The sequence below is a fragment of the Sedimenticola selenatireducens DSM 17993 genome, assembly GCF_000428045.1.
GTDB lineage: Bacteria > Pseudomonadota > Gammaproteobacteria > Chromatiales > Chromatiaceae > Sedimenticola > Sedimenticola selenatireducens.
The window spans coordinates 151,214-163,353 of record NZ_ATZE01000008.1 but is presented as its reverse complement, the minus strand read 5'-3'; the positions used below and the strand labels follow the sequence as shown (position 1 = coordinate 163,353).

The following is a 12,140-nucleotide window of genomic DNA, read 5'->3' as shown; positions in this document are numbered from 1 at the left end:
TGGTCTTATGAATCCCGCCATCATTGCCAATATACTCGGAATCTGGATGCTTCTGTTCAGCGGAAGTCTGCTTCCGCCCTCAATCATTTCGCTACTATATCATGACGGTGAAACGCTGCATTTTTCGCTCCTGGTACTGTTCAGTCTGCTTGTCGGATTGGTGGTCTGGCTGCTGTCGGCAAAACACAAGACCCAGCTGCACACCCGCGATGGATTCATTATCGTGGTGGTATTGTGGTTGGTGACCAGCCTGCTGGGCATGCTGCCTTTTATCTTTGGTCCCGGTTTGAGCATAGCAGATGCGCTTTTTGAATCGGTGTCGGCCTTTACCACCACCGGTGCCACGGTGATGACCGGTCTGGATGAGCTGCCGCCATCCATACTCTTTTTCCGTCAGGAGATGCAGTGGCTTGGTGGCATCGGTGTGGTGGTCTCTGCTATTGCCTTGCTGCCCATGCTTGGTATCGGTGGTATGCAGATGTTCAAAGCCGAGACACCGGGGCCGATGAAGGATGAGAAGCTGACCCCGCGAATTGCCCACACTGCTCAGGCACTATGGAAACTCTATCTGGTCATGACCGTGGCCTGCGCACTGCTCTACTGGGTTGGTGGCATGAGTCCCTTTGATGCTGTAGCTCATAGTCTATCCACCGTCTCTACAGGTGGATTCTCTACCCATGATGCCAGCCTGGGCTATTTTGACAGTGTGTTTATTGAGGTGGTTGCGACCCTGTTCATGCTGATTGGCGGAATCAGTTTTGGTGTGCACTTCCTGGTCTGGAAACGGCTGTCGATCCGGCCTTACTGGCAGAGCGTGGAAGTGCGCGTGTTTCTGCTGTTTGTTCTGGCGGTGACTCTGGTGACCGGTGCCGTGCTCGATCTCGAGGGGGGGCGGGACGGGATCCTGGAGTCCCTGCGCTATGCCTCATTTACCGTGGTATCTGTGGTGACCAGTACCGGGTTCGGCATTGATGATTTTTCCGTCTGGCCCACCATGCTGCCGCTGTTGCTTATCCTGATCAGCTTTGTTGGTGGCTGTGCCGGTTCCACGGCCGGTGGTATGAAAGTGATCCGGTTTGTCATAATGGGAAAGGGAGCCGGTCTGGAGATCCAGCGATTGATGCACCCGTCGATGATTAAACCATTGCAATTGCAGAACAAGGTGGTCGATGTGCGGGTGGCTGATGCGGTGCGCAGTTTTTTCAGTGTCTACGTCGCCACCTTCGTACTGTTCATGCTGTTTCTCATGGAGCAGGGTCTGGATCAGGTGACTGCATTCAGCGCGGTGGCGACCTGTATGAACAATCTGGGACCTGGGTTGGGTGAAGTGGCAGCCAGCTTTCAGTCGGTATCCGATTCGGCCAAGTGGATACTCTCCTTTGCCATGTTGCTGGGTCGCCTGGAGATTTTTACCTTGCTGGTGGTGCTGAGCCCTTCTTTCTGGCGTCGATAATACATCCCAACCAGCCGGAGGCCATCCCTATGATACAACTGGATGAAAAGGAGTTGCGCTGTCTGAAAGCAATTGCCAATGGTTCGTCAATCATTGTTTTGCCTTGTGAAGCACCGGTGTTGGAGAAGCTGATTGGCCTGGGGCTTGTTGAACAGAAACCCGGCAGAAGGCTGCCATTGGAAATGGTGCAACTGGTCTATCGATTGACTGCCGCAGGTCAGTCGATGCTCAGCCTATAGCTTGAAATACCCGCATCATCGATGATCACCAATTGTTCAGTCCGATAATTGAGGAGCCTCTGGTTAAGTCTGGACGAAGTAGATTGTGAGCCGAAATGATCAGATTCAAGGCGCAAATAGCACGTAATAGCCGGCTATTGCGAAGATTTGCAACGCAGAAACTGGACATTCCGGGCGCAAGATACAAGTTTGCGACTTGATCAGAGGCTCCCTAACCTGCATATCTTGTCTGTCGTCGTGTCTATACAAATTGTCGACGGCCCGAGGCTATACTACCTTGCAGCAATGGGCTGTTGCTTTATGGCACAGAATAACAAACAGAAGAAGAGATTTATGAGCAGATTATTTGAACAGGGTGCACCTGATGAATTGGATGGCCTGACAGATGCGTGGTTGCTTACCGGGCGGGGTGGCGGGAATCGGTTAAACGAAAAGCAGGTTTCGGATTGTGAACTCATGGATGATCAGTGGCTCTGGTTGCACCTCGATTATTCCAAAGCTGCCGTTCAGGAGTGGATGTATCGATACAGCGGGCTCAATGAACTTACCGTGGAGGCATTGTTGCAGGTAGAGACACGCCCCCGTTGTGTTGCCATGGATAATGGATTATTGATTTTTCTGCGCGGAGTGAATCTGAATCCGGGAGCCGATCCGGAAGATATGGTCAGTCTGCGTATTTGGATTGATAACCAGAAGATTTACACCTTGGGACTACGACGTCTGTTGTCACTGGATGATCTGCGTGGATTGATTGAGCGTGGCAGTGGCCCGGAAGTACCTGGGGATTTTCTGGTTATGCTGGTGAACCTGCTACTGGATAGGGTCAATGTGGTAATCGATGACTTGTATGATCTGGTGGATCAACTGGAAGAGTCGGTATTAATCGCTTCAGGTCATCATTCACGTGAACAGCTGGCGGGTATTCGCCGGCAAGCGATAACCTTGCGTCGATTTCTGGCACCACAACGTGAGGCGCTTAACCGGTTGTCGGCGGAACGTTCGGCAATATTATCCAACGAACATCATCTGTATCTACGCGAGTCATCTGACCGTCTGACACGTTTCGTGGAAGATCTGGATGCGGCGCGGGAACGCGCCGGCGTGGTGCATGAGTCACTGGTCAGCAGTCTGACCGAACAGACCAACAATCGCATGTACATTCTTTCCGTCATTGCCGCCATCTTCCTGCCGCTATCCTTTGTGACCGGTTTGCTGGGGATCAACGTGGGCGGTATTCCAGGCGCTGAAAGTCCCCTCGGCTTTCCGCTGGTGATTTTCGGAATGCTGCTGGTGGCGGCGGCCTTGTTGGCCTTCTTTCGCTGGCGACGCTGGTTTTGAGTTAGGTGTGCGCTATTCCCGATTGTGCTGAAACACGGAACACCCTCCTGGTCAGGACGGCCAAGAGGGTTGTTGTGATTAGCGTCAGTTTTCCAAAAGCTTCCGGGCGGATTTGGCCAGTTCCGTTTTGTCGTTAATGGCGATGGCCCGTTTCAGGATGGTCTCGGCCTCAGTGCGGTTTCCCTGTTTATGCTGAGCATAGCCCAGGTGATAGATGATCTCCTGGTTATTTGGACTCAGTTCAGCCGCCTGTTTGAGAATTTCCGATCCCTTGCTGAGGTCGCCGGTCTGTACCAGGATCCAGCCGTAGGTATCGACAATCTCCGGTCTTGTTGAGGCCAACTCATAGGCGCGTTTGCCCAGTTCAACGGCCTTGTCGTTCCCGCGGCTTGAGTAGATCCAGGCGAGGTTGTTCAGGGCTATCAACTGGCTGTCGTCGGCCTGCAGGACCTTTTCATAAGTTTGGATCGCCTCATCATGCAACCCCTGTTCCAGTAGCGTGCCGGCGAGACTGATCTGAACTTGCAGATTGTCGGGCTGTTTTTCTGCCCATTCACGTAACAGATCCAAGCCACGCCGGGCATCGCCGGCGCGCGTATATTGCTGTGCCAGCATGATCCCCAGTCGCTCACCGGGTTGCATTTGATAGGCCTTCTCATACAGGGTGATGGATTTTACTGTCTCACCCTGAGCGGCATAGACCGTACCTTCAAATTCATAACCTACCGGCTTGTCCGGCATGGCCTGTTGGATGGTCTTGGCATGGGACAGGGCGGCTTGATGGTTTCCAGCACCCAGTTCAAGGCTGAAAAGGCCCACCAGTACCGGGACGAATCCTGGATTCTCCTTCAGCGCCTGCTGATAGCTTTCGCGGGCATCGTCTTGTTGCCCGGCCGCCTGTTGGGCGTTACCCAGCAGTTGCAGGGTTTCTGCACTCTTTTTCTGGTACGTGAGCTGCCTGAACGTGGTGACGGCGTTGATGGTGTCGCCCGCTGCAAGCTGGGCCCGTCCATGGATGGTCAGCACCGAAGGATCCCGCGGGAAGGCGGCGGAGAGTTGGCTGGTCATACGCAGAGCCTTGAGCGGTCGGTTTTCTGCCAGATAGGCCATGGCCGATATCAGGCCGGCGCGGGAGGTTTTCGGTTCGCCATTATGAGCCTGCTCCAGTAGCTTGTGCATCCTGTCGCGGTCTCCCTGTCGTCGTGCCAGATCCGCCAGCCCCATCAGTATCATGGCGCTGTTGGGTATCTTTTTCAGTGCGCTCTGGAAATGTGATTCGGCCAATGTCAAATCGCCCTTCTGTATCGCCAGGCGCGCCAGATTGGCTTCGGCGGTGATAAAGTTCGGATCAATTTCAAGGGTCTTTTTAAAGCGCTGTTCCGCCTGCTCCAGATTGCCCGACATCAGATAGGCCAGACCGGTCAGGTTGTAGCCGACGGGATTTTCCGGCGATCTTTTCTCCAGTGCCTGACTCGCCTCCAGTGCCTTGGTGAACTCCTGTTTATTCAGATAGGAGAGGACCAGCAGGACATCCGCCTGGACAAACTCCTGCTCCATACCAATGGTGTTCTCCAGTTCTGCGATGGCCTCGCTGCTCTTGCCCTGGGCCATCAGTCCGAGCGCCAACTGGGTCCGATAGGCGGCCAGGTCCGGGGCGATTTCAATCGCCCTGCTCATTAGTTCCGATCCCTCCTCAAACCGCTTTACCTGCATGTAGGCAGCGCCGAGCATGGCCATCAACTGCGGGTCTTCGGGGTAGAGCCCGAGAGCGGGCTCCAGCAGCTTCACCACCGCATCCGACTGTTTCAGCTGATGTTGGACCGATGCCAGTAGTTTGATGGCTGGCAGCAGAGTCGGCTGGGCCTTGAGCACCTGGGTGAGATAGCCATGGGCCGCCTCATAGTTGCCACGGTAGAAGTTTGCCGCTCCCAGCAGTGTTCGAGTCCGCAGATCATCCGGATTGGCATTGAGGGCCTTTTGCAGCAGGTTGTCCGCCTCGTCCAGGTTTCGCTCCAGCAGGGCGATAGCCCCACTGAGATGGAGCAGCTTGGGGTGGCCAGGCACCAGCGTGTCCAGTGTGGCCAGATCGGCCTTGGAAAGATCTATCTGGCCTCCGGTCAGATAGATCTGTGCCCGGCCCAGCAGGGCGCGGACATTTTTCGGCTGCAGGGTGAGTGCTTTGTCGAAATCGGCGCGGGCCAACTCAGCTTTTCCGCTCTGTAGATTCAGTTCACCACGCATCACCAGGGCAGCGGTGTTGTCCGGGTGGTCAGCAAGCAGCCCGTCCAGGCTGTTAAGCGCTTCTGCGCGGTGGTTTTCTGCGATATCAGTTATGATTAACCCAAGCACCGCTTCCTGAGACTGGGGGTTGAGTTGTTTTACCTTGCTGTAGGTGTCGCGTGCTTCCTTGTACTGGCGCAGGCCAAGATGGGCATCACCCCGAATCAGCGAGATGGAGATTCGGTCATCGATCGAGCTCCCTTCCTCTTCGCTGATAGAGTCAAGTATCTCCTGATACTTCTGCTGCATCAGGTAGGCCTTGGCCAGGTTCAGTTCCCAGTAGCTCTTCGCGGCGTTCAGCTTTTTTGCCCGCTCAAACTCTTTTTCAGCCGAGGCGCCATCACCGGCCTGCAGATAGATTCTGCCCAGCATCAGGCGGGCTTCGATATTGGCGGGATTCTCTTGCAGGGCATTCTTCAGCTGGATCACTGCCGCCTTCGCCTCGCCCTTCTCCAGGTAGGCTTCGGCCTCCCGGACATAGTCATCGGCGTGCGCTGAGTTGAGCAGGGACGCGGTGAGCAGCAGCGTGCAGGCAGTGAGGTTACGCAGTGGTTTCATGGGTCGACATTCCTTTTTTGTCCGCGCCGGTCATTTTTTATTGACGGATCTGGCGATCCGTACGTTGTCTGAATCCTGCCCTGTTCCCGGGTTGCATGTGCAGGGCAAGGGCGTTGGTAGGGATTATTATACCCCAATGAGGGGGCAACATCCCGGTCTCCCCGGGTACTCAATGATGTCTTGCCTGGCGAGCTGCATGCCGGTTGGTTGTCGGATTCGCACCGTCGCCCGGGTCGATGGTGTTGCGCAGAAATTTGGGACGTCCCTTGATACCGGATCGATTGAAGTCGGCTTCGAGTGTCCGGGCGGCGGTTGCCGGTGGCACCGACAGTGGCCCGGTGAGTCCGTCATACAGCAGCTCGAACAGCCGCTTGAGCGCGATACGGTGCACCTGTCCGGTGGTGCTGAACAGCCAGTCACTGAATTGCATGAAGCGGGCGAACGGCTGATCGTCCAGCAGCAGAGGGAGGCTATGCTGAAAACGTCCCGAGTTGGCGACCATCTCCCAATAGCGGGCGAAGCGGTTTAGCCGCTGCATGGTCGGAAAATCGATCCGGTCGGTACTCAGCACATTGTACGGCGCGACCGGGTTGTAGCGCATTCGAAACGCTTTGCTATGGCGGATGATCGGGGAGCCCTTGAGCCGTTTCAGAACGCCGACCTGGATTTCATGGGGGGCGAGGGCGGCGAGCTGGTCAAAACTGTCGGCAAAGCTCTGCATGTCTTCGCCGGGGAGTCCGATGATCAGATCGGCATGCAGATGGGCCTGGGTCTCGGTGCGCAACCAGTGCAGATTGTCCTGGCTCTTGGCGTTGTTCTGCTTTCGGTTGATGATCCGCTGTACCCGTGGATTGAAAGTCTGGATTCCGATTTCAAGTTGCAGCGACCCGGCCGGAAATCGCTGCAGGGTGCTGCGCAGCCGCTCCGGCAGATGGTCCGGTATCACTTCGAAATGGAGGAACAGCTGTTCGTCCATGCGGGCCAGAAAAAACTCCAGCAGGGCGACACTCTGCTCCGGGTTGAGGTTGAACGTGCGATCAACGAATTTGAAGTGCCTCACGCCACGCTGGTAAAGCTGTTCCAGTGCCTGCATGAATGCGCCCCGCTCGAACGGGACCGCGCTTCGGTCCAGTGCCGAGAGACAAAACTCGCATTTGAACGGACAGCCGCGTGAGGCCTCGACATAGATCAGCCGGTGAGCGATATCCTGCTCGGTATAGTGGGCATAGGGTAGCTGCAATGTCTCCAGCGGGGGCGTCGATGCCTCGATCACTTTTCCCGGCGGTTGCTCGCCCCGAAGCAGCTGGCCGCAGAGTCTGGCGAAGGCGAGGTCAGCCTGCCCGCTAATCAGGTAATCGGCTTGCGCTACGATGGCCTGATCCTGCCACTCATGACTCACTTCCGGCCCGCCCAGCACGATAATCGTTTCCGGACTGACCTGCTTGAGCAGGGATACCAGCTGTTGACTCCTTTCGGTATTCCAGATGTAGACCCCGAGACCGATGATGCGTGGCTGCTCCGCCAGCAATTGTTCGGCTATATCGATCGGCCAGGGGTCGATGGTGAACTCGCGGATGGCCGCCCGGGACTGCAGTTCGCCCAGGTTGGCATACAGATAACGCAGTCCCAGCGAGGCGTGAATATGCTTTGCGTTCAGGGTGGCGAGGACGATCTCAGGCATCGATTGATCAGTGCTGGTCGAGTGTGCGGATGTCGGCAAAACTGCCGCTGGGGAGCTGCTTCAATCCCGGGATGGCGTCGGCGATCAGCAGGCCCGCCTCACGGGGTTTGGGCATCGCCGGGGTCTCCCGTGCGGCGCGCAGCTTGGCGACTGACGGGAATTGGTCCTCGTCCACCTGGGCCGGATCACACAGCACATCCTGCATAGCGGTATCCACCAGTCCTGGCGCCAGCGCCGTCAGGTGGGTGTGTGGAAACTCGTGGGCATAGAGCTGGGTGAGCATGTTCAGCGTCGCCTTGGAGAGGGCGTAGGCGCCCCAGCCACGATTGCCGTTGATGGAGGCGCCGGAAGAGATCAGCACGATCTGGTCGATGCGTATACCCGATTTCAACAGCCAGTCCAGCAGTACCTTGTTGGACCAGACGTTGGCCTCCATCACCTGCTGAATATACGCCAGGCTGCTGTCGGCCATGTCCTGTACCTTGCCGAGGATACCGGCGTTGAGAATTACCACGTCCAGATGGCCGATGCCCATCAGCAGGGTCTCCAGGGCCAGCGGCACCGCTTCGTAGTCGGTCAGGTCGCAGCGGATATCCTTCAGCTTGCCGGTCAGATCCGTGCAGCCGCGCCGGCTAACGCCGTACACCTCCCAGCCTTTGTCCAGATAGACCTCGGTTAGGCCATGTCCCAATCCGCTGCTGTTGCCTGTGATCAATACTGTTCTGCTCATGCTGCTTAATCCATGTCAATTACTGTGTTTTTTATGGCTGCTATGCTGCGCAACGTCGTCAGCGTCCACTCCGTCGATCATTCCGGCAGTTAAGATACCACGGGGAGAATGACACCAATCACTTCAACCTGTGAGGTTACCTTTGCCACGTCGCTTTGCCCAGTGCCTGTTGCTTTACTGCATCCTGATTCCACTCTCCCTGGCGGCGGGTACGCCGCTGCAGCCGTTGATTGATGCTGCGCTTCCCGGCGCTACCCTGCAACTGCCGGCGGGACACTACAGGGGTCCGGTGGTGATCGACAAACCGTTGACCATTGACGGGGGCGGCCAGGCGATTATAGACGGTGGTGGACAGGGCACGGTGGTTAGCATAGAAACCGATGGCGCCCGACTGAGTAATCTGCGCATCACCGGATCGGGTGACCGGCACAACGAGCTGGACGCCGGTATCCGGGTGACGGGCAAATTCAATGTGGTCAAGGACAACGTGCTGGACGACGTGCTGTTCGGTATCGCCCTGCACCAGTCCGAGCATGGCATCATCCGGCGCAACCGTATCCGCTCCAAGCGGCGGGAAGTGGCGCAGCGCGGCGATGGCATCCGCATCTGGTACAGCAGCGGCAACAAGGTACTGCAGAACCAGGTCACGGATGCCCGCGACCTGATCGTGCTGGATTCCCACGACAATAGCCTGGTCGATAACCGGGTGGAGGGCGGCCGCTACTCCCTGCATGTGGTCAACTCGCAAGGCACCCGGATTGAGGGCAACCGATTTGTTGGTAACGAGGCGGGAATTTTTACCCTGAAAACCAACGGGCTGGTGATCAGGAATAACCTGGTGGCCGAGATCAAGGATGTGACCGGTGTTGGAATCGGGCTAAAGGAGAGCTCCAGTGCCGTGATCGAGGGTAATCGGATACTCAATGTCACTATCGGCATTGCCCTGGATCTCTCTCCGGAAGATGAGACCCTGCCCAATCAAGTGCGGGATAATCTGATCGCCTACAGCACGGTGGGAATTCAGTTTTTGAGCGACCGGGGCGGCAATCAGCTCTCCTCCAACCGTTTCCAGAACAACTTCATCCAGGTGGCCGTGCGCAACGGCGGCGGGGCGATGAAGAACCAGTGGCGGGGGAATTTCTGGAGCGACTATGCCGGTTTCGATCGCGACGGGGACGGGACCGGCGATACTCCCTACGAACTGCATGCCTATGCCGATCAGCTCTGGCTGGATTATCCCAGCACCCAGTTCTTTATCGCCAGTCCCACATTCAGTCTGCTGGATTTTCTCGAGCGGCTGGCGCCCTTTACCGAGCCCAGATTGATGGTGCGTGACAGTGATCCCGTCTATACGACGCAGGAAGGAACAGTTGCCGCCAGCCAGAAGGCGGAGCCTGCTACCTGCGCGCTTTGCTGAGCGGTAGGGTGGATTAGCCGAGGTAGGCTGGGGTGAGGCACGAACCCCAGCGTTACGGTGCATATGTCTGAAATCCTGTTGGGATTTGCAGGCTCTTCCCAACCTACCGGCTGCCCGCCCTAAAGCGCCGAGGCCATCATTGAGGTCCGCTCCAGCCGGTCGGCCAGGGTTCGCATCAGCACCAGGTTGAACTTGGTCTGCAGTTGTATCGAGGCCTGTTGCAAGGCCTCGGTGCGGATCTTGATCACGGTCACTGGTGAATTGCTCACCACGCTGGCGCTACGCGGCTTTTTCATGCCGTGGATATAGGCCATCTCACCAAAACACTGACCGGTCTCGATCACGCCGAGGAAGGCATCGTTCTTCATGATCCGGGCGTCGCCTGCGGCGAGAATAAAAATGGACCCGCCGATCTTGCCTTCGTCAATCAGGGTCTTGGCACCACGAAAGCGGCGCCACTTGCTGATCCGTAGCACCTCCCACAACTCGACGTCAGTGAAGTCGTGAAAAAAGGCCAGGGTCTTCAGGATATTGAATTTGCGAGTATCCGATACATCAATGCTGGTTGTGAGTTCCAGCTGTTCATGCACGGTCGCCAGATCGCACGCCAGGTCGGCCCAACTATCATAGCGGTCGGCCGCCTTTTTGTGGATACAGCGGTCAACAATCCGAATGATCTCACCGGGAATGTCACGCCGTACATCCTTCAGCGGGGTCGGTGGGCGGTTGGATATTTTCTGTATAAGGTCATACTGGTTTTCTGCCGTGAACGGCAGCTTGCCACTCAACAGCTGATACATCACCACACCCAGGGAGTAGATATCAGCCTGCTGGCTCAATTCCCGGCCCATGATCTGCTCGGGTGACATGTAGCTGGGAGTGCCGACCGCATCCACCACCTGGGTCAGATCGGAATCGGCCAGCAGGGCGGTGCCGAAGTCGGTCACCTTGATATCTGTGCCGCCGGTGGTCAGCAGGTTGGCTGGTTTGATGTCACGGTGAATCAGGCCATTGACGAAGGCGTACTCAAGGGCATTACAGCACTTGAATATGATCTCCACCACATCGTCGATCGGTAACAGGTTCTCCGGCTGGGTATGGCGTTTGAGGGTATGGCCATCGACATATTCCATGACGATGTAGTGCATATCCCTCTCGGTGCCGGCATCGAACACCTTGACGATATAGGGATGACGCAGTTTGCCTGCCAGGCTCGCTTCGTTAATGAACATCTTCTTGAAGCGGGCGCCGTTGACCGGTTCGCTGAAGATATTCTGGTGGGCGATCTTGATCGCCACTTCATTGTTGGAGAAGGGATCTTGCGCCAGGTAGACCGAGGCGGTTGCACCCCTTCCAAGCAGTTTGCGGATCTGGAATTTGCCTATCGTGGTGCGTGTCAGATCATCTATGGCCGGGTTCTCCGGTGGGTTTGTCACGAGGTTCATGGCCTGCAGCGGATTGGCGTTACTCTTTCGCCGACCAGTTCATATCATAAAACTGGCACTGCTCCAGAAACTCACTGGTGCTCTTGGGCATGGGAACCCTGGCCCCTGAAAGATAGGTGATAAGCTGGGTTCCTGCGGTGATCAGCTTCACGCCTTGATCAATATGTTGTTTCTGTTCTGTGCTGGTGGGTATAGGCAGGTGCATAAAGAATTGCTCCACCATCTCCCGGGATGCGACAAATTCCGGCCAGACGGTGAACAGGGCCCTGTCCTGTTTGATCAGCTCGATCTGTTGTTTGGCAGCACGGCAGTAATTGCGGATGTAAGGGACGGCCGCGCCGAAAATCTCGTCATCGGTAAAACTCTTTACCATGTGGGTTGAGATGCGGTCGATATCCTTCATGGATTGGGCGATTTTGCGATAGCGTGACTCGAACAGCTGGTCAAGGGGGTGGGAGAAGGCCTTGAACGGCTCGCCCCAGAGTTCATCAATGCCTTCATGGCCGCTGTAGTGCTTGACCAGCTTGCCAAGTTCCAGCGCCTCCTTGAAGTAGTCACCGCAGCGCACCATCAGCTCGTTGTCGGGATTGACCTTGACCCCCTTGGCTTCCAGATCAACGATGGCGTTGAAGATGTCCGAAGCACGGTTGAACAGGGCGCCTGCCAGCATGGCACCATTCACCCGTTTACGCGCCGGGTCCTGTTCCTGCTCGTAGGCTTCCCGCGCCTCTTCCAGACGCTCACCCGGGGTGTTGATGCCGCTTTCGGTATGGTGAAAGGTGCGCCGGGTCATATCGTCAATCAGCTTTTTACGATTGGCCAGGGTGTTTTCCGGGGTGGGATAGTAGCGGATCCAGTAGCCGTCGTAGAAGACACACTCTTTGTCCGCGATGATCCGGCGGGTACCGTTTTCAGGATTGTTGCTCATTTCTCACGTCTGATATCGTTCAATCTAACCAACTGCCAATCTGAAGTAGAATGAATCACTTCACCAAGCTA

General features: G+C 56.3%; 9 protein-coding genes. 4 read left to right on the top strand and 5 right to left on the bottom strand.

Annotated features, from left to right (window positions below):
• The first annotated feature begins 7 nt into the window (after positions 1-7).
• The 3 genes from A3GO_RS0107285 (at position 8) to A3GO_RS0107275 (ending at position 3,030) form a co-directional block, all read left to right on the top strand.
• The gene (locus A3GO_RS0107285; RefSeq protein ID WP_029132844.1) at positions 8-1,453 is read left to right on the top strand and encodes a TrkH family potassium uptake protein; all 1,446 of its coding nucleotides are present in this window, start codon (positions 8-10) and stop codon (positions 1,451-1,453) included.
• A gap of 29 nt (positions 1,454-1,482) precedes the next feature.
• Positions 1,483-1,692, top strand: a complete 210-nt coding sequence (locus A3GO_RS0107280; RefSeq protein ID WP_029132843.1) for a hypothetical protein — start codon at positions 1,483-1,485, stop codon at positions 1,690-1,692.
• Between the two features lie 333 nt (positions 1,693-2,025).
• Positions 2,026-3,030, top strand: coding sequence for a zinc transporter ZntB (locus A3GO_RS0107275; protein ID WP_169720377.1), 1,005 nt, complete (start codon positions 2,026-2,028; stop codon positions 3,028-3,030).
• 84 nt (positions 3,031-3,114) lie between these two features.
• Here A3GO_RS0107275 and prsT read toward each other — a convergent pair whose 3' ends face one another.
• The 3 genes from prsT to A3GO_RS0107260 all read right to left on the bottom strand — a co-directional run bounded on the left by prsT (position 3,115) and on the right by A3GO_RS0107260 (position 8,279).
• Positions 3,115-5,868 (bottom strand): XrtA/PEP-CTERM system TPR-repeat protein PrsT, encoded by a 2,754-nt coding sequence (gene prsT / locus A3GO_RS0107270; RefSeq protein ID WP_029132841.1) that lies wholly within the window; start codon positions 5,866-5,868, stop codon positions 3,115-3,117.
• Between the two features lie 169 nt (positions 5,869-6,037).
• Positions 6,038-7,549, bottom strand: coding sequence for a B12-binding domain-containing radical SAM protein (locus tag A3GO_RS22965; protein WP_051301932.1), 1,512 nt, complete (start codon positions 7,547-7,549; stop codon positions 6,038-6,040).
• A 7-nt stretch (positions 7,550-7,556) separates the two neighbouring features.
• Positions 7,557-8,279, bottom strand: a complete 723-nt coding sequence (locus A3GO_RS0107260) for an SDR family NAD(P)-dependent oxidoreductase (RefSeq protein WP_029132840.1) — start codon at positions 8,277-8,279, stop codon at positions 7,557-7,559.
• A gap of 142 nt (positions 8,280-8,421) precedes the next feature.
• Here A3GO_RS0107260 and nosD point away from each other — a divergent pair, with 142 nt between their 5' ends.
• Positions 8,422-9,696, top strand: coding sequence for a nitrous oxide reductase family maturation protein NosD (gene nosD, locus A3GO_RS22960; RefSeq protein ID WP_169720376.1), 1,275 nt, complete (start codon positions 8,422-8,424; stop codon positions 9,694-9,696).
• 119 nt (positions 9,697-9,815) lie between these two features.
• On the opposite strand, the gene A3GO_RS0107250 is transcribed toward nosD, so the two are convergent.
• Both A3GO_RS0107250 and A3GO_RS22955 read right to left on the bottom strand, forming a co-directional pair.
• Positions 9,816-11,141: a serine/threonine-protein kinase gene (locus A3GO_RS0107250; RefSeq protein ID WP_051301930.1), complete on the bottom strand. Its 1,326-nt coding sequence runs from the start codon at positions 11,139-11,141 to the stop codon at positions 9,816-9,818.
• 19 nt (positions 11,142-11,160) lie between these two features.
• Positions 11,161-12,069, bottom strand: a complete 909-nt coding sequence (locus A3GO_RS22955; RefSeq protein ID WP_037374845.1) for a hypothetical protein — start codon at positions 12,067-12,069, stop codon at positions 11,161-11,163.
• Positions 12,070-12,140: the final 71 nt, after the last annotated feature.

Excerpts from the sequence above, each read along its gene's own strand:
- A3GO_RS0107285 (WP_029132844.1), top strand. The coding sequence starts at position 8 with ATGAATCCCGCCATCATTGCCAATATACTCGGAATCTGGATGCTTCTG.
- A3GO_RS0107280 (WP_029132843.1), top strand. The coding sequence starts at position 1,483 with ATGATACAACTGGATGAAAAGGAGTTGCGCTGTCTGAAAGCAATTGCC.
- A3GO_RS0107275 (WP_169720377.1), top strand. The coding sequence starts at position 2,026 with ATGAGCAGATTATTTGAACAGGGTGCACCTGATGAATTGGATGGCCTG.
- prsT (WP_029132841.1), bottom strand. The coding sequence starts at position 5,868 with ATGAAACCACTGCGTAACCTCACTGCCTGCACGCTGCTGCTCACCGCG.
- A3GO_RS22965 (WP_051301932.1), bottom strand. The coding sequence starts at position 7,549 with ATGCCTGAGATCGTCCTCGCCACCCTGAACGCAAAGCATATTCACGCC.
- A3GO_RS0107260 (WP_029132840.1), bottom strand. The coding sequence starts at position 8,279 with ATGAGCAGAACAGTATTGATCACAGGCAACAGCAGCGGATTGGGACAT.
- A3GO_RS0107250 (WP_051301930.1), bottom strand. The coding sequence starts at position 11,141 with ATGAACCTCGTGACAAACCCACCGGAGAACCCGGCCATAGATGATCTG.
- A3GO_RS22955 (WP_037374845.1), bottom strand. The coding sequence starts at position 12,069 with ATGAGCAACAATCCTGAAAACGGTACCCGCCGGATCATCGCGGACAAA.